This window comes from Streptomyces sp. L500 (genome assembly GCF_054551825.1).
The window spans coordinates 118319-143359 of record NZ_JBTOLC010000007.1; the positions used below are offsets into that span (position 1 = coordinate 118319).

Here is a 25041-nt window from a genome sequence, read left to right on the forward strand (position 1 = left end):
GGAAGAAAATATCCTGTTCCGCGCCGTGATCCAAATCCGGGGTCCGGAGGGGGGTCAGCTGCGGCGCTTGAAGGTGTCGGTGGGGATGTCGATCCGGCGTCCGTCCGGCAGGTCGAGGGTGATGGAGTCGCCGTACTTGTACACCTCGCGACGGGCGTAGTCGTCGTCTCGGGGCAGGGTGAGCAACGTGCACTCTCCCAGGAACGGGTCGATGATCAGGTAGACGGGGACACCGAAGCGGGCGTACTGACGGACCTTGATCGCGTAGTCGTTCTTGTCGTTCCTCGACGACACGACCTCGATCGCGGCCAGGAGGTCCTCGTGCGTAAACCTCTCCGTGGCCCCGTCCTCGACGATCGATAGGTCCGGGCAGCGCTTGGGCTCCCCAGGGAACTCGAACTCCACGTCGGAGAACACGCGATCCTTGCGGATGCCGGCCGCTACGGCGGCGTCGCGGACGTCGAAGATGGTCAAGCTCTGGACGCTGCTCTGCGGCGTCATGATGATGCGGTCCCCCACTGCTTCGATCTTGAAGCCGTCCAGCACCGCCGCGATGCGTTCGATGGCGTCCTGGAGGGAATCGCTCTGCGCGGTCATGGTCAAAACAGCCTCCCCTGCTCGGGTCGATCGATAGTCGCATCGTAGAACGCGTCCGAACGCGGCGAAGCCCGAACGTTCACCCCTGCGAGCTATTGACGAAACATGCGGCGCACTGCATAGTTATACCCATCAGCGCATGAATGCGCAGCGCACAGCGCACCGCACCGTAAGGAGAACCCCCGTGACCGAGCGCGTCGTACTCGCCTATTCCGGCGGCCTTGACACCTCCGTCGCCATCGGCTGGATCGCCGAGGAGACGGGCGCCGAGGTCATCGCCGTCGCCGTGGATGTCGGCCAGGGCGGCGAGGACCTGGACGTCATCCGCAAGCGCGCGCTCGCCTGCGGTGCGGTGGAGGCGGAGGTCGCCGACGCCAAGGACGAGTTCGCGGAGGAGTACTGCCTCCCCGCGATCAAGGCCAACGCCCTGTACATGGACCGGTACCCGCTGGTCTCCGCCCTCTCGCGGCCCACGATCGTCAAGCACCTGGTCGCCGCCGCCAAGAAGCACGGCGCGACCACCGTCGCCCACGGCTGCACCGGCAAGGGCAACGACCAGGTGCGGTTCGAGGCCGGCATCTCCTCCCTCGCCCCCGAGCTGAAGTGCATCGCCCCCGTCCGGGACTACGCGATGACCCGTGACAAGGCCATCGCCTTCTGCGAGGCCAAGGGCCTGCCGATCGCGACGACCAAGAAGTCGCCGTACTCCATCGACCAGAACGTCTTCGGCCGGGCCGTCGAGACCGGCTTCCTCGAGGACATCTGGAACGCCCCGATCGAGGACGTCTACGACTACACCGCCAACCCGGCCACCCCCCGGGAGGCCGACGAGGTCGTCATCACCTTCGACAAGGGCGTCCCCGTGGCCATCGACGGCAAGCCCGTCACCGTGCTGCAGGCCATCCAGCAGATGAACGAGCGGGCCGGTGCCCAGGGCGTCGGGCGGCTGGACATGGTCGAGGACCGGCTGGTCGGCATCAAGTCCCGGGAGATCTACGAGGCGCCCGGCGCGATCGCGCTGATCACCGCGCACCAGGAGCTGGAGGCCGTCACCATCGAGCGCGAGCTCGCCCGGTACAAGCGGCAGGTCGAGCAGCGGTGGGCCGAGCTGGTCTACGACGGCCTGTGGTTCTCCCCGCTCAAGCGGGCCCTGGACGGCTTCGTCGCCGAGGCCAACGAGCACGTCTCCGGCGACATCCGGATGACCCTCCACGGCGGCCGGGCCGTCGTCACGGGCCGGCGGTCCGAGAAGTCGCTCTACGACTTCAACCTCGCCACCTACGACACGGGCGACACCTTCGACCAGTCGATGTCGAAGGGCTTCATCGAGATCTTCGGCCTCTCCTCGAAGATCGCGGCCAAGCGGGACCTGGCCTGATAGACCCGCCGCCGCTGTGGGCAGTCGTGCCGCAAGGGCGGCACGGGTGGGCACAGCGGCACCCGCCCACGGCGGCCGGCCGCCCCCCACCACCCACGAGGAGCACGCAAGTGAGCAACGGCACCACCGATGACGTCCGGCTTTGGGGCGGCCGCTTCGCCGACGGCCCGGCCGAGGCGCTGGCCAAGCTGTCCGCCTCGGTCCACTTCGACTGGCGGCTCGCCCCTTACGACATCGCCGGTTCCCGCGCCCACGCCCGTGTGCTCCACAAGGCCGGCCTGCTGACGGCCGACGAGCTGGAGCGGATGCTCGACGGCCTCGACCGCCTTGAGGCCGACGTCGCCGCCGGCACCTTCACCGGTACCGTCGCCGACGAGGACGTCCACACCGCGCTGGAGCGCGGGCTCCTGGAGCGGCTCGGCCCCGAGCTCGGTGGGAAGCTGAGGGCCGGGCGGTCCCGGAACGACCAGGTCGCCACGCTCTTCCGGATGTACCTGCGCGACCACGCGCGGATCATCGGCGGGCTGATCGCCGATCTCCAGGAGGCGCTCGTCGGCCTCGCCGAGGCCCACCCGGACGTCGCCATGCCGGGCCGCACCCACCTCCAGCACGCCCAGCCGGTGCTCTTCGCCCATCATGTGCTCGCCCACGTCCAGGCGCTGTCCCGGGACGCGGAGCGGCTGCGGCAGTGGGACGAGCGCACGGCGGTCTCGCCGTACGGCTCGGGCGCGCTGGCCGGGTCCTCCCTCGGGCTGGACCCGGAGGCGGTCGCCGCCGATCTGGGCTTCGAGCGGGGCTCCGCCGGGAACTCCATCGACGGCACGGCCTCCCGGGACTTCGTCGCCGAGTTCGCCTTCATCACGGCGATGCTCGGCGTCGACCTCTCGCGGATCGCCGAGGAGGTCATCATCTGGAACACGAAGGAGTTCTCCTTCGTCACCCTCCACGACGCCTTCTCCACCGGCTCCTCGATCATGCCGCAGAAGAAGAACCCCGACATCGCCGAGCTCGCGCGCGGCAAGTCCGGGCGGCTGATCGGCAACCTCACCGGGCTGATGGCCACCCTCAAGGCCCTGCCGCTCGCCTACAACCGTGATCTCCAGGAGGACAAGGAGCCGGTCTTCGACTCCTGCGACCAGCTGGAGGTCCTCCTCCCGGCCTTCACCGGGATGATGGCGACCCTCACGGTCCACCGCGAGCGGATGGAGAAGCTGGCCCCGGCCGGTTTCTCGCTGGCGACCGACATCGCCGAATGGCTGGTCCGCCAGGGCGTGCCGTTCCGGGTGGCGCACGAGGTCGCGGGGGAGTGCGTCAAGGAGTGCGAGGCGCGCGGCATCGAGCTCGACGGGCTCACCGACGAGGACTTCGCCGCGATCTCCCCGCACCTGACGCCCGAGGTCCGCACCGTCCTGAGCGTGCCCGGCGCGCTCGCCTCCCGCAGCGGGCGGGGCGGCACGGCTCCCTCGGCCGTGGCGGTCCAGCTCCAGGAGGTCAAGGCCGATCTGGCGGTCCAGCGCACCTGGGCGGATGCGCGCCACAGGTGATCATTTTAAGACGCTGTCAGCCCGGATGAGACATTCACGTCTCATCCGGGCTATGGTCGTCTCATGAGCCTTGACCGCCGCGAGCATGTACTCAGAGCAGCCGCAGCCTTGCTCCCACGCAAGGCGACCGCCTCCATGGACGAGATCGCCAAGGCCGCGGGCATCAGCCGCGCCACCCTCCACCGTCACTTCGCCGGCCGCGACGCGCTCGTGCGGGCCCTGGAAAAGCTCGGCATCGAGCAGTTCGAGCGGGCTCTGGACGAGGCCCGGCTCGACGAGGGCGACGCGACCGGGGCCGTGCGCCGCCTGATCGAGAAGGCGGAGCCGGTCGCCGGCATCCTGTCGTTCCTCTACACCGAGAACCAGCTCTTCGAGGGCGAGGTGAACGAGGGCTGGAACCGCCTCGACGCCCGTGTCCACGCGCTCTTCCTGCGCGGCCAGGAGGAGGGTGCCATCCGGGTCGACCTCTCACCCGCCTGGCTCACCGACGCGCTGTACGGGCTGATCGCCTCCGGGGCGTGGGCCGTGCAGGATGGGCGGGTGGCGGCCAAGGACCTCACCCGCATGGTCTCCGAGCTCCTCCTCGGCGGGGTGCGGCGGAGGGCCGAGCGGTGAGCGCGCGGACCGCCGGCCCGGCGCCCGGCGCGCCCACGCCGGTGGAGACGCCGCGTCCGGGGCGCTGGCTGGCGCTGGGCGTGCTCGTCCTCGCCGTGCTGCTCGTCGCCGTCGACGCGACCGTGCTGGGCCTGGCGACGCCGTTCCTCAGCGAGGACCTCAAGCCGTCGGGCACCCAGCTGCTGTGGATCGGTGACGTCTATTCCTTCGTCATCGCCGGACTGCTGGTCTCCATGGGCAGCCTGGGCGACCGGGTGGGCCGCAAGAAGCTGCTGCTGACGGGTGCCGTGGCGTTCGGCGCGGTGTCGGTGCTCAACGCCTACGCGTCCAGCCCGGAGATGATGATCGCGGCGCGGGCGCTGCTGGGTGTGGCGGGCGCGACGCTGATGCCCTCGACGCTCGCGCTGATCCGCAACATCTTCCACGACCCCAAGGAGCGCAGCCTGGCCATCGGCATCTGGGGTGCCATGGCCTCCGCCGGCGCGGCCGTCGGGCCGGTGGTGGGCGGTTTCCTGCTGGAGAACTTCTGGTGGGGCTCGGTCTTCCTGATCAACCTGCCGGTGATGGCCGTGCTCGTCCTCGTCGGGGCGAAGCTGCTGCCGGAGTCCAAGGACCCCGCGCCGGGGCCGTGGGACCTGCCGAGCGTGCTGCTGTCGATGGCGGGCATCGTGGGCCTGGTCTACGCGATCAAGGAGGGCGCGACGAACGGCTTCGCGTGGCCGGTCGCCCTGGCGGCCTGCGTCGGCGCGGTGGCGCTGGTGTGGTTCGTCCGGCGGCAGCTCACCCTGCCCTCGCCGCTTTTGAACATGCGGCTCTTCCATCACCGGGGCTTCTCGGGGGCGGTCCTGGCCGATCTGCTGACGGTGCTGGGGCTGTCCGGGATGGTCTTCTTCCTCTCCCAGTTCCTCCAGCTGGTGCAGGACCGCAGCCCGCTGGAGGCGGGGCTGGCCGAGCTGCCCGCCGCCATCGGCGCGGTGACGGCCGGTCTGCTGGCCGGGCAGGCCGCCCGGCGCTGGTCGGTGCGCTCGGTGGTGGCCGGCGGGCTCGCGGGGATAGGGCTCGCCCTCGCGGCGCTGGTCACCCTCGACGCGGACACCTCGTACCCGGTGCTGGGCGCGGCGCTGCTCGTCGTCGGCATCGGCGCGGGCTTCTCGTTCACCGTCACCGCCGACGTGATCCTCTCCAGCGTGCCCAAGGAGCAGGCGGGCGCGGCCTCGGCGGTCTCGGAGACGGCCTACGAGCTGGGTGCCGCGCTGGGCATCGCCCTGCTCGGCACGATCGTCACCGGGATCTACCGGGGGTTCACCGTGCCGGCCGGGGTCCCGGCGGGTGCGGCGGGCGACGCGCGGGAGTCCCTGGGCGGCGCGGTCGAGGCGGCCGCCACCCTGCCCGCGGACTCGGGCGCGGCGCTGCTCGGCTCGGCGCAGGACTCCTTCGTCGAGGGGCTGCGGGTCGCCTCCGGCGTCGGTGCGCTGGTGCTGCTGGTGACGGCGGTCGTGGCCTGGTTCCTGCTGCGCGGGCAGCGGCTGGAGGAAGGGTACGGCGGCTGAGCCCCTGAAAGGGCTCGGACGGGCCGAGACGGGCTCGGATGAGCAAACACCACATGGGCCGGGGTGGCAAGCCCCGGCCCATGTGACGTTTACCGGCGAGTAACACTCTTGACGCACTCCTGACACGCCCGAGAACATCTCGTCCACCGGTCGACAATGTCGAACGAGGTTCGGACGAAGGCGTCCGCAGCAGCGACGCCATGTTCAAAGGAATCCCCCACATGCGTCTGCGTACCACCGCACGGTTCCTGGTCGCCGCCGCGGCCACGGCCGCCCTGAGCCTCATGGGGCTCACCGCGTCCCCGGCCTCCGCCTCGGTCCTGGACGTCCCGCCCAAGGGCGCCAACGACTGGTCCTGCAAGCCGGACTCGGCCCACCCGCAGCCCGTCGTGCTCGTCAACGGCACGTTCAAGCTGATGGCGGAGAACTGGGCCAAGCTCTCCCCGGCGCTCAAGGAGGCGGGCTACTGCGTCTTCGCCTTCAACTACGGGCACATGGAGACCGACCCGATCCCCCAGGCCGCCGCTGAGCTGCGCGACTTCGTCGAGGCGGTGCGCGGCGCGACGGGCGCGGCCAAGGTCGACATCGTCGGGCACAGCCAGGGCGGCATGATGCCGCGCTACTACGTGAAGTTCCTCGGCGGCGCGGACAAGGTCGACGACCTCGTGGGCATCGTCCCGTCCAACCACGGCACGCTGAACCCGCTGGCCATCCCGTTCGGCTACACCTTCTGCCCGTCCTGCCTGGACCAGCGCGTCGGCTCGGACCTGCTGAAGAAGCTCAACGAGGGCGACGAGACCCCGGCCGGCCCGGACTACACCGTCATCACCACCCGGCACGACGAGGTCGTCATCCCCTACACCAGCGCCCTGCTGACCGGCCCGGCCGAGCACCTCAGCAACGTCGTGCTGCAGGACAAGTGCCCGCTCGACCCGTTCATGCACGACCAGGCCACCAAGGACCCGGTCGTCGCCCAGTGGGTGCTGAACGCCCTCGGGCGCAAGGGCCCGGCCGACCCGGCGTTCCAGCCGCGCTGCCTGGGCTAGCCCCGCGCGGTGGGTCCGGCCGGGGTCAGGCCGCCTTGGCCTTGGTGGCGTACATGTCCACGTACTCCTGGCCGGACAGCCGCATGACCTCGCTCATCACCTCGTCGGTGACGGCGCGCAGCACATAGCGGTCGCGGTCCATCCCCTCGTAGCGGGAGAAGTCCAGCGGCTCGCCGAAGCGCACCGTCACCGGCGCGATGCGCGGCAGGCCCTTGCCGGAGGGCTGGACCTTCTCCGTGCCGATCATCGCGAACGGCACCACCGGGGCGCCCGTCATCAGCGTCAGCCGGGCGATGCCGGTGCGGCCGCGGTAGAGACGGCCGTCGGGGGAGCGGGTGCCCTCCGGGTAGATGCCGAAGACCCGGCCCTCCTCCAGCACCCGACGGCCCGTCATCAGCGCGGCCACCCCGCCGTTGCCGCCGTCGCGGTCGACCGGGATCATCCCGGAGGCGCCGAAGAACCACGCCATCAGCCGGCCCTTGAGCCCCTTGCCGGTGACGTACTCGTCCTTGCCGATGAAGAGCACCTGGCGCTTGACGACCAGGGTGAGGAACAGCGAGTCCACGAACGTGGTGTGGTTCCCCGCGAGGATCACCGGCCCGCTCTCCGCGATGTGCTCGGCTCCCTCGACCTTCGGGCGGTACAGGACGCGCATGAGCAATCCGAGGAACGCCTTGAGCAGGATGCGGGACAACGGACCCTCCGGTCGTGATGTGCGGGACGGGCGCGCGGGGCGCGGTCGATGACGATACTCGCGGGTACGCCCCTTGTGCACGCGGGGTTGACCGAGTCGAAACAGAGTGTTGACGTGACTTTCCACTCCGTTCCCCCTTCGTTCTTCAACCCGGAAGTCGGGCATGCGTACGATCGCCCGGCCATGGGCACCACACGGCAACAGCACCACAGAAGGAGAAACATGCAGCAGGAGCAGCGGCCGGGCAGGCGTACGGTGCTGGGGGCCGCGGCGGCCCTCGGCGCGGGGGCGGTCGCCCTCGGCGGCGGAGCGGTACCGGCGGTGGCGGCCACCGGGCGGGAGACGGACCTCACGGCCGGGCAGCGCCACGGCGGTTCGTTCAAGGACCTGCCCGTGCCCACCGTCATCGGCCACCGCGGCGCCTGCGGCTACCGGCCCGAACACACCTTCGGCTCCTACGAGTACGCCCTCGCCAACGGCGCGGACGTCATCGAGCAGGACGTCGTGCCGACCAAGGACGGCCACCTCGTCTGCCGCCACGAGAACGACATCACCAACACCACCGATGTCGCCTCGCACCCGGAGTTCGCCTCCCGCAAGACCACCAAGACCGTCGACGGCGAGCAGCACACCGGCTGGTTCACCGAGGACTTCACCCTCGCGGAGCTGAAGACGCTGCGCGCCAAGGAGCGGATACCGGGCACCCGCCAGCACAACACCCTCTACGACGGTCGCTGGGACGTGCCGACGTTCGAGGAGGTCCTCAAGTGGGCCGAGGAGCAGGGCCGCAAGCGCGGCCGACGGATCTGGCTCCACGTGGAGACCAAGCACCCCACGTACTTCCGCAAGATCGGCCTGGGCCTGGAGGAGCGCCTCGCCAAGCTGCTGCGCCGCTACAACCGCTCGGGCCACAACGGCTACACCTTCCTCCAGTCGTTCGAGCCGAGCAGCCTCCAGCGCCTCGGCAGGCTCGGCCTGGACTGCCCCAAGGTGCTGCTGCTGGACGACCTGCCCACCCGCCCCTGGGACTTCGTCGAGGCGAAGGACCCGCGCACCGTCGCGGACCTCATCACCCCCAAGGGCCTCAAGTGGATCTCCGGCTTCGCGCAGGGCATCGGCCCCTGGGTGAACCAGATCATCCCCCGGGACAAGAACGACCGGCTCACCAAGCCCACCACGCTGGTGCGCGACGCCCACGCCGCCGGGCTGTTCCTCCACCCGTACACCATGCGCAACGAGAACAGCTTCCTGCCCGCCGACTTCCGCCGGGGCACGGACCCGAACGCCTACGGCGACGCGTTCGGGGCGTTCAAGGCGTACTTCGCGACGGGCATCGACGGCATCTTCTCCGACAACTGCGACACGGCGGCGATGGCCCGGGACGCGTTCCGTAAGGGGTGACCCTCGCGCCTCGCCCGGAAGGGTGAATTCCGGCAGGGCCGGAAACCGGTGGGCGGGGACGCCGCGTCCCCGCCCGCGTGACCACTCAGAGTGATCTCCTGACCCGGCTCGCCCCCCTGCTCAAGGCGGAGTGCGCCGCCGAGGCGCACTCCGCCGGGCTGGACGCCGCGGATCTCGAACAGTCCGTCTGGGTGCGGCTGCTGAGCGAGCGCCGGGCCGGGGAGCCCGCCGCGCGCTTAGCGGCGGCGGTCAGGGCCGAGGTCCGGGCCGCCCTGCGCCGGCGGGAAGTGCTCTACGACCCCACCGCCGAGGCCGCGCCGGCGCCCGGCGCACGGGTGGACTCCGGAGTGGAACAGGCCGTGCTGGCCGCCGAGTCCCGCCGCGAGCTGAGGGCCGCGATCCGCCGGCTGCCCGGCCGCTGTCCCCGGCTGATTTCCGCGCTTCTTTCGGGCCACGACCCGACCTACCGTGAAATCGCAGGGAAGTTGGGAATGTCACAAGGATCTCTAGGGCCCGTACGTTCCCGTTGCCTGGGATGCCTGCGCAGAATGCTCATGGCAGAGATTGCAGCTCCTTGACCCGGGGGAAAGGAGCATCAAGCGACCCAGCAAGGGGAGGCGTGCGCACATGGGCATGAGCGTGACCATCTCGGCCGCGGCCGAGAACGATGCCGAGCAGATCCTCAAGCTCCAGTACCTCTGCTACCAGAGCGAGGCGGAGCTCCACGGCGACTACACCATCGAACCCCTGACGCAGACGCTCGACGACCTGCGCGCCGAACTGGGCCGCGGCTGTGTGCTCGTGGCCCGGCTCGGCGAGGAGGTCGTCGGCTCGGTGCGCGCCACCGTCGACGCCGAGGGGACCGCCGTCATCACCGGGCTGATCGTCCACCCCCGGCTGCGGCGGCATGGCCTGGGCGGGCGGCTGCTCGCCGGGATCGAGGAGCGGCTGGCGGCCGAGTGGGACGCCAAGCGGTTCCGGCTGGCCACGGGCCGGCGCGGTGAGGGGAACGCGCGCCTCTACCGCAAGTGGGGCTACGCGCGCACCGGCGCGGATGCGGCCGGGCGGAACCTCGCCGTGGTCACCCTGGAGAAGGAGGCCGGGCCCGCCGGGGCGCCCGCCCTGGTGACGACCGCCTGACGCCGGGCCGTGCCGGGCCTCAGCGCGGGGCCCGGCGCAGCCAGACCATCGCGGTCAGCGGCAGGACGACCGGGATGAAGAGATAGCCCATGCCGTAGTCCGACCAGACCGTGGCGTCGGGGAAGGCGGACGGCTCCAGCAGCGTCCAGGTGCCCACGGTCACCACACCCACCAGCTCGGCGGCGCAGCACACCAGCGCCGCCCTGCGGGCCCGTCCGCCGCCGCGCACCAGCGAGTACGTGATGAAGGCGTACACCACGGCGGCGGCCGCCGACAGGACGTACGCCAGCGGCGCCCGCCCGAAGTCCATGATCATCTGAACGATCGAGCGGGAGGCCGCCGCGACGGTGAAGACGCCGTAGAGCCAGACCAGCAGTCGGCCCGGCCCCTGGCCGAGGTCGAAACCGGACCGCTCGCCCACGTCGGTGTGCTCGGACATGTCAGTCGTGCGCTCGGACATGTCAGCCTCCCCAGATGTCGTAGAGCCGCACTTCCAGCACGGCCAGGATCACGGCGCCCGCCGCCACAGTGGCCGAGCCCCAGCGGGTCCGCTCGGCCAGGGACATGAAGCCCGCCGCGGGCACGGCGGCCGCCGCGCCCAGCAGATAGGCCACGAAGATCGCCGTGCCCTGCGCCGGCTTCTCGCCGCCGGACAGCCGCACCACGCCGACGACCAGCTGCACCAGCGCCAGCACCGCGACCACGGCCATGCCGATGAAGTGCCAGTCCTTGGTGGGCTCGTCCCGGGCGAAGGCGAAACCGCACCAGGCGGCCAGCGCGAGAGCGGCCAGACCGGCCGCGAGCGTCAGCGCGTCGAGCACCGGGACCCCCGGGTGACGCGGGTGGGCGAAGGGGACGAGACAGGCATGGGACGACTTTAAACGCCCGGTACGGGCCCCTCGCGCGCGCCCCCGGCGTCCAGAGGGCGAGAGATCGAGTCCGGTATTCGGACAGGCTTGGCCGATTCGCACGTGCTTCTGTTTTACTTGCCCGCATGACCACGACGAGCACCCGCATCCTTGCGACCGAGGCGATGACGACGCCCGGTGCTGCTCGTCGCATGTGTCGAATGTGTGACTGCTGAGGACCCCCGTGCCTCGCGCCCCGAAGCGAGACCCCGTAGCGCACCCCGTCCGGCCACCCGCCGACGGGAGCCGCGCCGCCCCCGCGTCACCAGAGCCCCGGCAGACCGCGTCCCACGCGCTCCCCAGGGCCCTCCGATGCCGCGTTCCGCAATGAATTCCCGTGCCGGCGCATCGCGTCGCGCACTCGACAGTGACGGAAACCCCTGTGATCACCACTAAGGGCCTGACAAAGGTCTACCGCTCACGCGGCCGCGAGGTCACCGCCCTCGACGGCGTCGACCTCCACGTCCGTGAGGGCGAGGTGTACGGCGTCATCGGCCAGAGCGGCGCCGGCAAGTCGACCCTCATCCGCTGCGTCAACCTCCTGGAGCGCCCCAGCTCCGGCACGGTCACCGTGGCCGGCCAGGACCTCACCGCCCTCGCCGGGCGGGGCCAGCGGGCCGGCGCCGAGCTGCGCAGGGCACGCAGCCGCATCGGCATGGTCTTCCAGCACTTCAACCTGCTCTCCTCGCGGACCGTGCAGGCCAACATCGAGCTGCCCCTGGAGATCCTCGGCGTCTCCGGCAAGGAGCGCGAGCGCAAGGCCCTGGAGCTGCTGGACCTCGTCGGCCTCGCCGACAAGGCCAAGTCCTACCCCGGCCAGCTCTCCGGCGGCCAGAAGCAGCGCGTGGGCATCGCCCGCGCCCTGGCCGGCGACCCCAAGGTGCTCCTCTCCGACGAGTCGACCTCCGCGCTCGACCCGGAGACCACCCGCTCCATCCTCCAGCTGCTGCGCGACCTCAACCAGCAGCTCGGCCTGACCGTCCTGCTGATCACCCACGAGATGGACGTCGTCAAGACCATCTGCGACTCCGCGGCCCTGATGAAGGGCGGCCGCGTCGTGGAGTCCGGCACCGTCTCCGAACTGCTCGCCACCCCCGGCTCCGAGCTGGCCGCCGAGCTGTTCCCGGTCGGCGGCGAGCCCTCCGGCCCGGACCGCACCGTCGTGGACGTCACCTTCCACGGCGACGCCGCGACCCAGCCCGTGATCTCCCAGCTGTCCCGTACGTACAACATCGACATCTCGATCCTGGGCGCCGCGATGGACACCGTCTGCGGCAAGCAGGTCGGCCGGATGCGCATCGAGCTGCCCGGCCGGTTCGAGGAGAACGTCGTCCCGATCGGCTTCCTGCGCGAGCAGGGCCTCCAGGTCGACGTGGCGGACGTACAGACTCCGGCGCCTGCCGCCGCTCTCCTCAAGGAAGGTGCCAAGTGACCTGGGCCGAGATGCAGCCCCTGCTGCGCGACGCGTGTCTCGACACGCTCTTCATGGTGTGGTGGTCCACCGTCTACGCCGTCCTCGGCGGCCTGCCGCTGGGCCTGCTGCTCGTCCTGACCGACCGCGGCGGCCTGCTCCAGAACGTCGCGGTCAACAAGGTCCTCGGGGCGATCCTCAACCTGGGCCGCTCGCTGCCGTTCATCATCCTCATCGTCTGGCTGATCCCCTTCAGCCGGATGGTCGTCGGCACCTCCATCGGCCCCAGCGCGGCCGTCGTGGCGCTCGCCATCGGAGCGGTCCCCTTCTTCGCCCGGCTGGTGGAGACCGCCGTCCGCGAGGTCGACCACGGGCTGGTCGAAGCCGTCCAGTCGATGGGCGGCGGCACCTGGACGCTCATCTTCAAGGTGCTCCTGCCGCAGGCCCTGCCCTCCCTGCTCGCGGGCCTGACCACCACCGTCATCACCCTCATCGGCTACTCCGCCATGGCGGGCGCGGTCGGCGGCGGCGGTCTCGGCAACCTCGCCATCACCTACGGCTACCAGCGGCGCGAGGACGCGCTGATGAACGTCACCATCCTGCTGCTGATCGCCATCGTGACCGTCGTCCAGATCGCCGGCGACCTCGCCGTACGCCGCCTCGCCTCGCGCGGCGGCCGCCAGGCGGCCCCCGTCGGCCTCCGCCGCCTCCTGCCCGCGCGGACCAAGCCCGCCGCCGGCACGGCCGCGGCCACGGTGGCCGCCGAGCCCGAGCCCGCCCTCGACAAGGCGGTCTGACCAGCACCACCCCCCAAGACTCCCCGGAGCCCGGACCCTTTGCCGGGCGTCAGCACCGGGGCACCGAGAAACACCAAGCAAGGAAGGCACTCTTCGTGCGTACCACCGTCAAGCTCACCGCCGCCGTCGCGGCCGCCGCCGCCCTCACCCTCGGCCTGAGTGCCTGCAGCGCGCCCTCCGACACCTCCACCTCCAGCGGCTCGAAGAAGGGCAAGGACGCCGACCCGGCCGCCAAGCTCGTCGTCGCCGCCAGCCCCACCCCGCACGGCGACATCCTCAACTTCGTCCGCGACAACCTCGCGGCCAAGGCCGGCCTGAAGCTGGAGGTGAAGGAGTTCAACGACTACGTCCTCCCCAACACCGCCACCCAGAACGGCGAGGTCGACGCCAACTTCTTCCAGCACAAGCCCTACCTCGACGACTTCAACAAGAAGAACAAGACGGACATCGTGCCCGTCGTCAACGTCGAGATCGAGCCGCTCGGCCTCTACTCCAAGAAGGGCAAGAAGGTCGCCGACCTCGGCTCCGGCTCCACCATCGCCGTCCCCAACGACGCCACCAACGAGGGACGGGCGCTGAAGCTGCTCGCCGACAACGGCGTCATCAAGCTGAAGGACGGCGTCGGCGCCGCCGCCAAGCTCTCCGACGTCGCGGACGACAAGGGCGTGAAGTTCACCGAGCTCGAGGCCGCCCAGATCCCCTCCCGCCTCGACGACGTCGACGCCGCGGTGATCAACGGCAACTTCGCCATCAGCGCCAAGCTCAGCCCCGCCAAGGACGCCATCGCGCTGGAGAAGGCGGAGGGCAACCCCTACGCCAACTTCCTGGCCGTCAAGAAGGGCAACGAGAAGGACCCCCGGATCGAGAAGCTCGCCAAGCTCCTCAACTCCGACGAGGTGAAGAAGTTCATCACGGAGAAGTTCAGCAACGGCGCCGTGATCCCCGCCTTCGGTCCCGTCGCGAGCTGACACCTTGTAACCTCGGCCGTCCGTACGGACACAGGCCCCGCGCACACGATCGCCCGTGCGCGGGGCCTGGCGCTTGGCGCACCCGCCCGCACATGCTGCATGCTGGTGCACCCGGGCACGCCCCCGTACCACCCGAGCCCACCCGCCGCGGCGTTGGAGCAGCGCATGACTTCCACCTTTCCGGACATCTCCATCAGTACGGACCGGCTGGTGCTGCGCCCGTTCGAGGCCGGGGACATCCCCCCGCTCGCCGAGATGATGAACGACGAGCTCGTCACCGCCTGGACCTCGGCCCCCTGCCCCTACACCACCGCCGACGCCCGCGACTGGGCGCTGCGCCGGGCCCCCTCGGAACGCCTCTCCGGGCGCGGAATCGTCTTTGCGGTCGCCGAGTTCCTCACCCAGCGCCTCGTGGGCACCCTCCACCTCCGCAACACCGACTGGCGCACCCTCACCGCCGAGGTCGCCTATGTCACCGCGCCCTGGGCCCGGGGCGAGGGCTACGCCTGCGAAGCCGTCCTCGCCGCCGCCGAGTGGCTCTTCCGCGACCAGAAGTTCGAACGCCTGGAGATGCGCACCGCCGCCGACAACACCGCCGCCCAGCAGGTCGCCCAGAAGGCCGGCTGCGTCAGCGAGGGCGTCCTGCGCAGCGCCTGGATAGCGCGCAGCCGCCCCGAGGGCGGCGGCGCCGGCTGGACCGAGTCCCGGACGGACCTCATCATCTGGAGCCTGCTCCCCGAGGACCTCGACGAGGCCGAGGAGCCCCGGGCGTTCGGCGGATACGACGCCTACTCGTCCGCCGGCGACCATTCCTCCCCCGGCGACTACACCCCCGCCGGGGGCTACGCCTCCGTCTTCCCCGACTGGCGCTGAGCCCACCGCATTCGAAGGCCCGGACCGGTACCCGGCCGGGGTACGCTCACCCTGCCCGATCGCGGGCACCCACCCCCTCGCGACCGCCCCGCGACCCGCCCCCCACAAGCCCCAGGAGACTGACGACGATGGCCGACCGGGTCACGGTGATCGGGTGGGACGGCTCACCGCTGCCGGTCGCCGCCCGCTCCGCCCTCGGGGCCGCCACCCTGGTCGCCGGCGCCGCGCACCACCTGGCCCTGCCCGAGGTGCCCGCCGACGCCGAGCGCGTCCGCCTCGGCAGCGTGGACCTCGCCGCCCGCCGCATCGCCCGGCACCGCGGCTCCGCCGTCGTCCTCGCCGACGGCGACCCCGGCTTCTTCGGCGTCGTCCGCACCCTGCGCGCCCCCGAGCACGGCCTGGAGGTCGAGGTGGTGCCCGCCGTCTCCTCCGTCGCCGCCGCCTTCGCCCGGGCCGGCATGCCCTGGGACGACGCCCAGGTCGTCGTCGCCCACAGCCGGGACCTGCGACGCGCCGTCAACGTCTGCCGCGCCCACCCGAAGGTGGCCGTCCTCACCTCGCCCGGCGCCGGCCCCGCCGAGCTCGCCCTCCTCCTCGGCCCCGTCCACCGCACCTTCGTCATCTGCGAGGAACTGGGCACCGAGCGCGAGCAGGTCACCGTCGTCACCTCCGACCGGGCCGCGGACCACAGCTGGCGCGACCCCAACGTCGTCCTCGTCATCGGCGGCTTCGGCACGCCCACCGGCCGCGGCGGCTGGATCGCCGGCCGCGACCCCGGCTACCCGCCCGCCCTGCGGGGCTGGGCGCTGCCGGCGGACGCGTACGCCATCGGCGCCGCCGCCCCGGCCCCCGAGGCCACCGGGCTGGGCGAGGGGGAGTCCACCGAGCTCCGCGCCGCCCAACTGGCACGGCTCGGCCCGCGCGTGGGCGACCTCGTCTGGGACATCGGCTGCGGCAGCGGCGCGGCGGCCGTCGAGGCCGCCCGCTTCGGCGCCGCCGTCATCGCCGTCGACCACGACCCCGCCGCCTGCCGCCGCACCACCACCGTCGCCCGGCGCTACGGCGTCCAGCTCCAGGTCGTCCAGGGCGTCGCCCCACAGGTCCTGGAGGACCTGCCGGAGCCCGACGTCGTCCGGGTCGGCGGCGGCGGAGCCCCCGTCGTGGCCGCCTGCGCGGACCGCCGCCCCGAGCGCATCGTCGCCCACGCCGCCACGCGTGACGACGCCGAGGCCATCGGGAGGGCGCTCGCGGAGGGCGGGTACGCCGTGGAGTGCACGCTGCTCCAAGCAGTGGAGTTGGACACAAGCGCCTGGACGGAGCGGGAGCGCGCCGTAGCCTTCCTTCTGAGTGGCCGTCGTACGCACCCTTGACAGCGGGGGAGCGGGCAAAGGGTAGGCTGGCGGATCGTTGTTCAGCCGTCCCGGTCGCCTCGGGTGCCTCTCGGGCGCCTCGGTGTCCGACACCACAGCCGTCAATGCTCCGAACGCACCCCCCGCTTGGCGCGTACGGGGCAGGGTGGCACCGGACGGTACACAACGTGCCGCGACGTACACGCGCTCGTTCTTCTCCATGGGCGTGAGCGGTTGGAAGGAGCACTACCGATGGGCGAGGGGTACGCATGACCGACACCGGCCGGTTCCCGGACGAGGGACAGCCGGAGAACGCAGGCGCACTGCCCGGCCATCCGCTTTCCGCGGATGGCGCGGCCCCTGCCGACACCGGGGATCCCTCCGCCTACTCCTACCTCGACCACGACGTCGCGGACGAGGACGACCTGCTGCTGATGCCGGGCGCCCAGGGCGCGTGGAGCGAGCAGCCCGCCGCGTCCGGGGGCACCCACGAGACGGGCGGCCGCGACACCGGCTCCCTCGACTACACGAGCGTGCGCGCCCCGGCGCAGGCCGCCGCGCCCACGCCGCCGCGCCGCCCGCTCCACCTGGGCCCGCCCGTGCCGGAGCCCAACAGCGGCGTTGTCCGCTCCCTCGCCGACCGGGGCCCCGCCGCCCCGCAGCAGCCCGTCGGCTCCCCGGTCCGCCCGCCGGCGCCGCCGGTCGGGGGCGTGGAGTACCTCGACGTCCCGCCGGCGGACGGCGTTCCGCACGCGGACGTTCCGCCGGTGGGCGCTCCGCCGGTTGATGCTGCGCCCGTGGATGCTCCGCCCGTGGCCTTCGTGCCGCCGCAGCACACGGCCGACGCGGTTCTGGCCGCCCACGACATAGCTGTCGGCGGCGGCCCCGCGGCTGCTCCTGACGGCGGCTCGGCCGCCGCGTCCGGCGTCCCGGTCCCGCGCGGCCCGGAGACCGCACCCGTCATGACGGTCGCCCCCGGCGCCGCCCAGGCCCTCGTCGACCGAGTGGCACCGACACCGCCGGCGGGTACGCCGCTGGGCGGACTCGCGCAGGCGGACGGTGCCGCCGGTGTGGCGGCGGAGGCGCCGGCTGAGGCCGCGTCGGCTCAGGCTGTGCCGGTTGAGGCCGTGCCGGTTGACGCCGTCGCGGGTGCGCCGGCTGCCGAGCCGTCGGCTGCGGACGTCGCGCCCGAGCAGGCGCCCGAGCAGGCGTCCGCGCCTGTTGACGTGCCGTCGGTCGTGGACGTTCCGGCTGACGCCGCCGTGCCGGGTACGAACGGTGAGTCGGCGACCGCGGATATCGCCCCGGAATTGATCCCTGCGGGTGCGCAGGTGAGCGAGAGCGTTGAGGAGGCGGCCGCGGCCGTGGCAGATGGCGCACAGTCGGCCCAGCCCGCCGAGCCGGTCGCCGGAAGCGCGCCCGCTGACGTGCCGTCGGCTGCGGCACCGCCGCAGGAGACCGCCCCGGCCGTCGAGCCTCAGGCCACCGACGGTGAGCCCGCCGTCCCGGCGCCCGCGCCCGCGCAGGGCGTGCCCGCCGGGGTGCGGGGGATGGGAGTCATGGCGTTCCTCGACGCCCCCGTCCCGCTGGCCGTGGTCAACGCCATGCCCGCCCCCGAGGCGGTCACCGGCTCCCCGGCCGCTGCCGAGAGCAGTGCGACTGGGGCCGTTCAGGCAGCGGTTGCCGCCGTGGACGAGGGTGCGGCGGCGGAGGCTGCCGCTGTCACCACGCAGGTCGTTGACGCCCCCACGATCGAGGATGCGGTGCCGCAGGCTGCCGCCGTCCTCGACGGCGGTGTGCCTGCGGCCGGTCAGGCGGCTGATGCCTCCGCCGCCGGAGCCGGGCAGCCCGTTCCGGCGCGGTCCGACGCCGCCGAGAGCAACGCGTCCCTGCCGACGGCTGACGCCTCCGCGACGGAGGGGACCGCTGCCGACGGCGACGCGGCAGCACCGGCCGCCTCCGCCACCGGCGGTGCGCAGCCGGACGCCGTTGTCGTCGCCGCACCCGCGCAGGCAGAGACCGACGTCGCCGGTGCTCCGCAGGGGCCCGTCGCGACGCTCGACCCCGCCAACGGCGGCGAGCCGTCCGAAGCCGCCGCCGCGCCGCAGACCGCTCCTGATGGGACCGCGCCCGTGCAGATCGGCACCGCCGTCGCCGATGCCCCGCAAGCGGCCGAGGCCGCAGTCGACGCCGCCGCGCAGCAGGCCGCCCCGGCCACCGACGTCGCCGCGCCCGCGCAGCCCGTGTCCGGCACCCCGCAGACGGCCGACGCCGCCGCGCCGGAGGCCGCCGCCCCCGCCGCCGAGGACGAGCAGCCCGGGGCCGTCGCCGCCGCGCCGCAGGCCGCGCCGGTTGCCGAGGGCGAGCAGCCCGCACCCGACGCCGCCGCGTCCGAGCAGGCCGCCGCCGTCGCGCCGCCGCAGACGGCCGCCGACGTCGCCGCGCCCGCACCGGCCGGGACCGCCGAGGCCGCAGCCGTCGCCGCCGCGCCGCAGACGGCCGCCGATGTCCCCGCGCCCGCGCAGGCGGGGGTCGCCGTTGCCGGCGCCCCGCAATCGGTCGAGGCCGACGCTGTCGCCGCCGGGCCGCAGGCTGCTGCCTCCGTCGCCGAGGATCAGCCGGCCGCCGATGTCGCCGCGCCCGCGCAGGCAGAGACCGGCGTCGCCGGCGCGCCGCAACCGGCTGAAGCCGCCGTCGACGTGGCCGCGCTCGCACCGGCCGGGACCGCCGTTGCCGACGCCCCGCAATCGGTCGAGGCCGCCTCCGCCGCCGGGCCGCAGGCCGCCGCTTCCGTCGCCGAGGACGAGTCGGCCGCCGATGTCGCCGCGCCCGCGCAGGCGGGGACCGCCGCCGTAGGCGCGCCGCAATCGGCTGAAGCCGTCGGCGTAGCCGCGTCCGCACCGGCCGGGACCGCTGTGGCCGCCGCGCCGCAACCGGCCGAGGCCGCCTCCGTCGCCAAGGACGAGCCGGCCGACGTGGCCACGCCCGCACAGACCGGGACCGCTGTCGCCGACGCCCCGCGATCGGCCGAGGCCGTCGCCGCCGACGCCGCGTCCGCGCAGGCCGGGTCCGTCGTGGCCACCGCGCCGCAACCGGCCGAGGCCGCCCCCGTCGCCGAGGACGAGCAGCCCGGCGCCGACGGCAGCGCGCCCGCGCAGGCCGGGGCCGCCGAGGCCGCAGCCGTCGCGCCGCATACCGCCTCTGACGGCACCGCGCCCGCGCAGGCCGGGATCGCCGAGGCCGTCGCCGCCGATGCCGCCGCGCCGCAGGCCGCTCCCGGCGCCGAGGGCGAGCAGCCCGCCCCTGACGTCGCCGCGTCCACGCAGTCCGTGTCCGGCGCTCCGCAGACGGCCGACGTCACCGCGCCGGAGGCCGCCGCGCCCGTCGCCGAGGACGAGCCGGCCGCCGACGTGGCCGCGACGGCGCAGGCCGAGGCCGCCACCCCGCAGGCGGCCGCCGCCAACGGCGAACAGCCCGCGCCCGACGGTGCCCCCGTCATCCCCCAGCCCGCCGCAGGCGCCCCCGTAGGGGACCCCGCCGACGGCTACGCCGACGCCGAGCGTGCCGCCGTGCATCGGGTGATGCGCGAGCGCCGCGACATCCGCAAGGGCTTCCGGAGGGACCCCGTCCCGCCCGAGGTGCTGCTGCGCGTCCTCGAGGCCGCGCACACCGCGCCCAGCGTGGGGCACTCCCAGCCCTGGGACTTCGTCGTCATCCGCTCCGCGGAGACCCGCAAGGCCATGCACGAGCTGGTCGCCCGGCAGCGCGAGGCGTACGCGAAGTCGCTGCCGAAGGCCCGGGCCAAGCAGTTCAAGGAACTGAAGATCGAGGCGATCCTCGACACGCCCGTCAACATCGTGGTCACCGCCGACCCCACCCGGGGCGGCCGCCACACCCTGGGCCGGCACACCCAGCCCCAGATGGCGCCGTACTCCTCCGCGCTCGCCGTCGAGAACCTCTGGCTCGCCGCCCGCGCCGAGGGCCTCGGCGTCGGCTGGGTCAGCTTCTTCGACGAGCGTGAGATGGTCCGCGCCCTCGGGCTGCCCGAGCACCTGGAGGTCGTCGCCTACCTGTGCGTCGGCTACGTCGACGAGTTCCCGGACGAGCCCGAGCTGCTGCAGGCGGGCTGGTCGAAGCGGCGGCCGCTGTCGTGGGTCGTCCACGAGGAGGAGTACGGGCGCCGGGCGCTGCCCGGCGAGGACCCGCACGACCTCCTCGCCGAGACCCTGCGCGGCATCCGCCCGCTGGACGCCAAGGCGCTCGGCGAGGCGTGGGAGCGCCAGAAGCGGATGACCAAGCCGTCCGGAGCGCTCGGCATGCTGGAGATCATCTCCGCGCAGCTGTGCGGGCTGTCCCGCAAGTGCCCGCCGCCGATCCCGGAGCCCGCGGCCGTCGCGATCTTCGCGGGCGACCACGGGGTGCACAACCAGGGCGTCACGGCCTGGCCCCAGGAGGTCACCTCCCAGATGGTGGCCAACTTCCTGGGCGGCGGCGCCGTGTGCAACGCCTTCGCCAACCAGGTCGGCGCCGAGGTCTGCGTCGTGGACGTGGGCGTCGCGAGCGAGCTGCCCAGCACCCCCGGCCTGCTGCCGCGCAAGATCCGGCCCGGTACGAACGACTTCACCACCGGCCCCGCGATGACCCGCGAGGAGGCGCTGCGCGCCCTCGAGGTGGGCATCGAGACCGCCCGCGACCTGGTCACCGCCGGGAACAAGGCGCTGCTCACCGGTGAGATGGGCATCGCCAACACCACGGTGTCGGCCGCCCTCATCGCCGTCTACACCGGCGCCGACCCGGCCGAGATCACCGGGCGGGGCACGGGCATCAACGACGAGATGCACGCCCGCAAGGTCGACGTCGTGCGCCGGGCCCTGGAGCTCCACCAGCCGGACCCCAAGGACCCGATCGGCGTCCTCGCCGCCATCGGCGGCCTGGAGCACGCCGCGATGGTCGGCCTGATCCTGGGCGGCGCCTCGCTGCGGACGCCGGTGATCCTGGACGGTGTGAGCGCGGGGGCCGCGGCCCTCGTCGCGCGCGCCATCGCCCCGGAGGCGCTCGCCGCCTGCATCGCCGGTCACCGCAGCGCGGAGCCCGGTCATGTCGCCGCGCTCACCAAGCTCGGGCTGCGGCCGCTCGTCGACCTCGACCTGCGGCTCGGCGAGGGCACGGGGGCGTTGCTGGCGTTGCCGGTGGTGCAGAGTGCTGCGCGGGCGATGCATGAGGTGGCGACGTTCGATACGGCGGGGGTCAGCGAGAAGAGCTGACCGGTTGGCCCGCACCGGGGTTGTCGCTCGGGTGCGGGCCGTCGTCCGGCATGCACCCCGTAAGGTGTCCCCACCAGCGCATTCGTACGGAGGAGACCTGCTCATGGCCCGGATCGAACAAGCCGCTTACCCCGTTGGACTGCGTCTTGCCGGTCGCCGTGTGGTCGTCCTCGGCGGCGGGCAGGTCGCCCAGCGGCGGTTGCCCGCCCTGATAGCCGCGGGGGCCGACGTCCTGCTGGTCTCCCCGTCCGCCACCGCCTCCGTCGAGGCCATGGTCGACGCCGGTGAACTGCGCTGGGAGCGCCGCCGCTACCGCGACGGCGACCTCGACGGGGCCTGGTACGCCCTGATCTCCACCGACGACCCCGCGGCCAACGAGGCGGCCTCCGCCGAGGCCGAGGCCCGCCGGGTCTGGGCCGTGCGCAGCGACGACGCGGGCGCCGCCACCGCCTGGACGCCCGCCACCGGCCGGAGCGAGGGCGTCACCGTCGCCGTGCTCACCGGGCAGGACCCGCGCCGTTCCGCCGCCGTGCGGGACGCCATCGTGGAGGGCCTGCGCGACGGTTCGCTGGCCGCGCCGCACTACCGGGCCCGCGCCGCGAGCGACGGCCGGGTCGCCCTCGTCGGCGGCGGCCCCGGCGACCCCGACCTGATCACCGTGCGCGGCCGTCGGCTGCTCGCCGAGGCCGACGTCGTCATCGCCGACCGCCTCGGCCCCCGTGACCTCCTCGCCGAACTGCCCCCGCACGTCGAGGTGATCGACGCGGCCAAGATCCCCTACGGGCGGGCCATGGCCCAGGAGGCCATCAACGCCGCCCTGGTCGAGCACGCCAAGGCCGGCAAGGCGGTCGTCCGGCTCAAGGGCGGCGACCCCTTCGTCTTCGGCCGCGGCATGGAGGAGGTCCAGGCCCTGGCGGAGCACGGCATACCCTGCACCGTCGTCCCCGGCATCTCCAGCTCCATCAGCGTGCCGGGCGTCGCCGGAATCCCCGTCACCCACCGCGCGGTCGCCCATGAATTCACCGTGGCCAGCGGCCACGTCGCCCCTGACGACCCCCGCTCGCTGGCCGACTGGTCGGCGCTGGCGCGGCTGCGCGGCACCCTCGTCCTCCTGATGGCCGTCGAGAACATCGGCGCGATCGCCGAGACGCTCGTCCGCCACGGACGCCCGGCCGGCACGCCCGTCGCGGTCGTCCAGGAGGGCACCACGGCCGCCCAGCGCCGCCTGGACGCCACCCTGGAGACCGTCGCCGAGCGGGTGCGGGCCGAGGGCATACGCCCCCCGGCCGTCATCGTGATCGGCGACGTCGTCACCGTCGGCCCGCGTACCCCCTGAGACCGACCGGCGTACCGAGGACCGGTCGGCACGGGCGACGGTTCCGGCATCCGCGCAGCACACCACCACCCGCACCACGAGCACGACAAGGCGGCGCCCCATGGCCGACATCATCACCATCGACGACCCCGACGACCCGCGCCTCACGGACTACACCGGCCTGACCGACGTCGAGCTGCGCCGCCGCCGCGAGCCCGCCGAGGGGCTCTTCATCGCGGAGGGCGAGAAGGTCATCCGGCGCGCGGGCCAGGCCGGCTACGCGATGCGGTCGATGCTGCTGACGGCCAAGTGGGTCGAGGTGATGCGCGACGTCATCGACGAGAGCCCCGCCCCCGTCTACGTCGTCACCCCCGACCTGGCCGAACGGGTGACGGGCTATCACGTCCACCGCGGCGCGCTCGCCTCGATGGAGCGCAAGGCGCTGCCGGAGGCGGCGGAGCTGCTGCGTACCGCCCGCCGCGTCGTGGTGATGGAACGGATCAACGACCACACCAATATCGGGGCCATCTTCCGCAGCGCGGCCGCCCTCGGCATGGACGCCGTGCTGCTCTCGCCGGACTGCGCCGACCCGCTCTACCGGCGTTCGGTGAAGGTGTCCATGGGCGCCGTCTTCTCCGTGCCCTACGCGCGCCTCGCGTCCTGGCCCCGCGACCTGGAGACCGTCCGCGAGGCGGGCTTCCGGATCCTGGCCCTCACCCCGGCCGAGAAGGCCACCTCGATGGACGACGCGGCCCCGCACCGCCTGGAGCGGGTCGCGCTGATGCTCGGCGCGGAGGGTGACGGCCTGTCCGACCGCGCCCTGCGGGCCTCGGACGAGTGGGTGCGCATCCCCATGGCCCACGGCGTGGACTCGCTCAACGTCGGAGCGGCCGCCGCCGTGGCCTTCTACGCGGTCACGAGCGGGCGTCCCCAGGACTGACCGCCCCGGGTGCTCCCGTCACGGCGGTCACCGGAGCCGAGGGCACCCCGCCCAGGGAGCGCGCCGGGCCCTGGCAGCCCTGGGCCGCCGCGATGCCCAGGGCGACCAGCAGCGTCACCACCACGAACACGATCAGCCGCTGCCGCAGCAGCTTGCGGTCCGGGCCCGGCCGCCGGGCGCCCGCGCCCGTCCGGGCCCCGGGCCGGGAGCGCCGGCCGACGGCGGGCCGCTGCGGGGCGGGCCGCCGCTCCGGGGCCCGTACCCCCTCGGCCGGACGCTCGGGGGTGTGCGGCCGCTGCGGGCGGGGCGTGGGCGCGCCGGCCGGACGGCGCTCGGTGCGCTGCCGCTCGTACTGCGCGGCGCTGCGCGCCGACGGGCGGTCCGGCTCACGGCGGGGGGCCGGCGGCCGGCCCTCGCTGATGCCGTGGGCCTCGCGGGCCGCGATCTCCTTGAGGCGCAGCGACAGCTGAAGGGTGCTGGGCCGCTCCTCGGGGTCCTTGGCCAGGCAGGCGTGGATCAGCGGAGCCAGCGCGTCGGGGACGCCCATGAGCTGCGGTTCCTCGTGGACCACGCGATAGAGCATCACCTCCGAACTGCCCTGCCCGAACGGAGAGTCCGCCGTGCAGGCGTAGGCGAGGGTGGCGCCCAGCGCGAAGACGTCCGTCGCGGGGGTCACGGCCGCGCCGCGCACCTGCTCCGGCGCCAGGAAGCCGGGCGAGCCCACCGCCGTGCCCACATGGGTGAGGGTGGAGGCCCCGGTCGCCCAGGCGATGCCGAAGTCGATGATGCGGGGGCCCTTGGGGGAGAGCAGGATGTTGGAGGGCTTGAGGTCGCGGTGGACCACCCCGGCGTCGTGCACCGCGAGCAGCCCCTCGGCCAACGCGGCCCCGATGGACGCGGTCTGAGCCGCCGACAGGGGCCCCTCCTCGTTCACCTTGTCGTGGAGCGAGGGCCCGGGCACGTACTGTGTGGCGAACCACGGACGGTCCGCCTCCAGATCGGCGGCCACCAGCCGCGCCGTACAGCCGCCGCGGATCCGCCGCGCGGCGGAGACCTCCCGGGCGAAGCGGGAACGGAACTCCTGGTCCTCCGCCAGATCCGGCCGGATCACCTTCAGCGCCACCCGCTGGCCGCGCCGGTCCGAGCCCAGGTAGACCACGCCCATGCCGCCCGCGCCGAGCCGCCGGTGCAGCCGGAAGGAGCCGACGACTCGCGGGTCCTCGCGCCGGAGCCGCATCATCGTCATCTTCG

The 25041-nt window shown here is 73.2% G+C and carries 21 protein-coding genes; 16 read left to right on the plus strand and 5 right to left on the minus strand.

Annotation, left to right across the window (positions count from 1 at the left end):
* Positions 1–54: 54 nt before the first annotated feature.
* On the minus strand, positions 55–597 hold the full coding sequence (locus tag ACX9I7_RS10165; protein ID WP_358240182.1) for a Uma2 family endonuclease: 543 nt from the start codon (positions 595–597) through the stop codon (positions 55–57).
* Positions 598–781: 184 nt separating this feature from the next.
* On the opposite strand from ACX9I7_RS10165, the gene ACX9I7_RS10170 reads away from it, so the two are divergent.
* The 5 genes from ACX9I7_RS10170 to ACX9I7_RS10190 all read left to right on the plus strand — a co-directional run bounded on the left by ACX9I7_RS10170 (position 782) and on the right by ACX9I7_RS10190 (position 6730).
* Positions 782–1975, plus strand: a complete 1194-nt coding sequence (locus ACX9I7_RS10170) for an argininosuccinate synthase (RefSeq protein ID WP_459387118.1) — start codon at positions 782–784, stop codon at positions 1973–1975.
* A gap of 110 nt (positions 1976–2085) precedes the next feature.
* Positions 2086–3519, plus strand: coding sequence for an argininosuccinate lyase (gene argH, locus ACX9I7_RS10175; protein ID WP_459387119.1), 1434 nt, complete (start codon positions 2086–2088; stop codon positions 3517–3519).
* Positions 3520–3582: 63 nt separating this feature from the next.
* Entirely contained in the window at positions 3583–4134 is a 552-nt protein-coding gene (locus ACX9I7_RS10180) for a TetR/AcrR family transcriptional regulator (protein ID WP_358622367.1), read from the plus strand.
* Complete coding sequence (locus ACX9I7_RS10185) at positions 4131–5684, plus strand: MFS transporter (RefSeq protein ID WP_459387120.1); 1554 nt, start codon at positions 4131–4133, stop codon at positions 5682–5684. The genes ACX9I7_RS10180 and ACX9I7_RS10185 overlap by 4 nt, the downstream gene beginning before the upstream one ends.
* A gap of 221 nt (positions 5685–5905) precedes the next feature.
* Complete coding sequence (locus ACX9I7_RS10190; RefSeq protein ID WP_358240186.1) at positions 5906–6730, plus strand: alpha/beta fold hydrolase; 825 nt, start codon at positions 5906–5908, stop codon at positions 6728–6730.
* A gap of 25 nt (positions 6731–6755) precedes the next feature.
* Here the strand turns inward: ACX9I7_RS10190 and ACX9I7_RS10195 are convergent, their stop codons facing one another.
* Positions 6756–7424 carry a lysophospholipid acyltransferase family protein gene (locus tag ACX9I7_RS10195; RefSeq protein WP_387576445.1) on the minus strand — a complete coding sequence of 223 codons (669 nt, stop codon included), beginning with the start codon at positions 7422–7424 and terminating at the stop codon, positions 6756–6758.
* Positions 7425–7646: 222 nt separating this feature from the next.
* On the opposite strand from ACX9I7_RS10195, the gene ACX9I7_RS10200 reads away from it, so the two are divergent.
* From ACX9I7_RS10200 to ACX9I7_RS10210, 3 genes are all read left to right on the plus strand, one after another.
* Positions 7647–8825 carry a glycerophosphodiester phosphodiesterase gene (locus ACX9I7_RS10200; RefSeq protein ID WP_387576443.1) on the plus strand — a complete coding sequence of 393 codons (1179 nt, stop codon included), beginning with the start codon at positions 7647–7649 and terminating at the stop codon, positions 8823–8825.
* Between the two features lie 77 nt (positions 8826–8902).
* A complete protein-coding gene (locus tag ACX9I7_RS10205) occupies positions 8903–9403 on the plus strand; it encodes a sigma-70 family RNA polymerase sigma factor (protein WP_358622372.1) in 501 nt (166 codons plus the stop codon).
* Between the two features lie 49 nt (positions 9404–9452).
* The gene (locus tag ACX9I7_RS10210; protein WP_387576439.1) at positions 9453–9965 is read left to right on the plus strand and encodes a GNAT family N-acetyltransferase; all 513 of its coding nucleotides are present in this window, start codon (positions 9453–9455) and stop codon (positions 9963–9965) included.
* 19 nt (positions 9966–9984) lie between these two features.
* Here ACX9I7_RS10210 and ACX9I7_RS10215 read toward each other — a convergent pair whose 3' ends face one another.
* Positions 9985–10425 (minus strand): hypothetical protein, encoded by a 441-nt coding sequence (locus tag ACX9I7_RS10215; protein WP_459387121.1) that lies wholly within the window; start codon positions 10423–10425, stop codon positions 9985–9987.
* Between the two features lies 1 nt (position 10426).
* Positions 10427–10786 (minus strand): hypothetical protein, encoded by a 360-nt coding sequence (locus tag ACX9I7_RS10220; protein WP_189453878.1) that lies wholly within the window; start codon positions 10784–10786, stop codon positions 10427–10429.
* Positions 10787–11255: 469 nt separating this feature from the next.
* On the opposite strand from ACX9I7_RS10220, the gene ACX9I7_RS10225 reads away from it, so the two are divergent.
* The 8 genes from ACX9I7_RS10225 (at position 11256) to ACX9I7_RS10260 (ending at position 23790) form a co-directional block, all read left to right on the plus strand.
* Complete coding sequence (locus ACX9I7_RS10225) at positions 11256–12305, plus strand: methionine ABC transporter ATP-binding protein (RefSeq protein WP_387576435.1); 1050 nt, start codon at positions 11256–11258, stop codon at positions 12303–12305.
* A complete protein-coding gene (locus tag ACX9I7_RS10230) occupies positions 12302–13081 on the plus strand; it encodes a methionine ABC transporter permease (RefSeq protein WP_387576433.1) in 780 nt (259 codons plus the stop codon). Before ACX9I7_RS10225 ends, ACX9I7_RS10230 begins: the two co-directional genes overlap by 4 nt.
* Positions 13082–13176: 95 nt before the next feature.
* Entirely contained in the window at positions 13177–14049 is an 873-nt protein-coding gene (locus tag ACX9I7_RS10235; RefSeq protein ID WP_387576431.1) for a MetQ/NlpA family ABC transporter substrate-binding protein, read from the plus strand.
* Positions 14050–14214: 165 nt separating this feature from the next.
* The gene (locus ACX9I7_RS10240; RefSeq protein ID WP_387576429.1) at positions 14215–14922 is read left to right on the plus strand and encodes a GNAT family N-acetyltransferase; all 708 of its coding nucleotides are present in this window, start codon (positions 14215–14217) and stop codon (positions 14920–14922) included.
* Positions 14923–15050: 128 nt separating this feature from the next.
* Positions 15051–16292: a precorrin-6y C5,15-methyltransferase (decarboxylating) subunit CbiE gene (cbiE, locus tag ACX9I7_RS10245; protein WP_387576427.1), complete on the plus strand. Its 1242-nt coding sequence runs from the start codon at positions 15051–15053 to the stop codon at positions 16290–16292.
* A gap of 248 nt (positions 16293–16540) precedes the next feature.
* Entirely contained in the window at positions 16541–21535 is a 4995-nt protein-coding gene (gene cobT, locus ACX9I7_RS10250; protein ID WP_459387122.1) for a nicotinate-nucleotide--dimethylbenzimidazole phosphoribosyltransferase, read from the plus strand.
* 103 nt (positions 21536–21638) lie between these two features.
* Positions 21639–22871: a uroporphyrinogen-III C-methyltransferase gene (gene cobA / locus ACX9I7_RS10255; RefSeq protein ID WP_358622392.1), complete on the plus strand. Its 1233-nt coding sequence runs from the start codon at positions 21639–21641 to the stop codon at positions 22869–22871.
* Positions 22872–22971: 100 nt separating this feature from the next.
* Complete coding sequence (locus ACX9I7_RS10260) at positions 22972–23790, plus strand: TrmH family RNA methyltransferase (RefSeq protein ID WP_387576423.1); 819 nt, start codon at positions 22972–22974, stop codon at positions 23788–23790.
* Here the strand turns inward: ACX9I7_RS10260 and ACX9I7_RS10265 are convergent.
* A complete protein-coding gene (locus ACX9I7_RS10265) occupies positions 23765–25036 on the minus strand; it encodes a serine/threonine-protein kinase (RefSeq protein WP_387576421.1) in 1272 nt (423 codons plus the stop codon). The two genes, ACX9I7_RS10260 and ACX9I7_RS10265, sit on opposite strands and share 26 nt — an antisense overlap.
* Positions 25037–25041: the final 5 nt, after the last annotated feature.

Bases quoted from the DNA above. Each gene is read 5' to 3' on its own strand.
- ACX9I7_RS10165 (WP_358240182.1), bottom strand. From the start codon at position 597: ATGACCGCGCAGAGCGATTCCCTCCAGGACGCCATCGAACGCATCGCG.
- ACX9I7_RS10180 (WP_358622367.1), top strand. From the start codon at position 3,583: ATGAGCCTTGACCGCCGCGAGCATGTACTCAGAGCAGCCGCAGCCTTG.
- ACX9I7_RS10190 (WP_358240186.1), top strand. From the start codon at position 5,906: ATGCGTCTGCGTACCACCGCACGGTTCCTGGTCGCCGCCGCGGCCACG.
- ACX9I7_RS10200 (WP_387576443.1), top strand. From the start codon at position 7,647: ATGCAGCAGGAGCAGCGGCCGGGCAGGCGTACGGTGCTGGGGGCCGCG.
- ACX9I7_RS10210 (WP_387576439.1), top strand. From the start codon at position 9,453: ATGGGCATGAGCGTGACCATCTCGGCCGCGGCCGAGAACGATGCCGAG.
- ACX9I7_RS10215 (WP_459387121.1), bottom strand. From the start codon at position 10,425: ATGTCCGAGCGCACGACTGACATGTCCGAGCACACCGACGTGGGCGAG.
- ACX9I7_RS10240 (WP_387576429.1), top strand. From the start codon at position 14,215: ATGACTTCCACCTTTCCGGACATCTCCATCAGTACGGACCGGCTGGTG.
- cbiE (WP_387576427.1), top strand. From the start codon at position 15,051: ATGGCCGACCGGGTCACGGTGATCGGGTGGGACGGCTCACCGCTGCCG.
- cobT (WP_459387122.1), top strand. From the start codon at position 16,541: ATGACCGACACCGGCCGGTTCCCGGACGAGGGACAGCCGGAGAACGCA.
- cobA (WP_358622392.1), top strand. From the start codon at position 21,639: ATGGCCCGGATCGAACAAGCCGCTTACCCCGTTGGACTGCGTCTTGCC.
- ACX9I7_RS10260 (WP_387576423.1), top strand. From the start codon at position 22,972: ATGGCCGACATCATCACCATCGACGACCCCGACGACCCGCGCCTCACG.
- ACX9I7_RS10265 (WP_387576421.1), bottom strand. From the start codon at position 25,036: ATGACGATGATGCGGCTCCGGCGCGAGGACCCGCGAGTCGTCGGCTCC.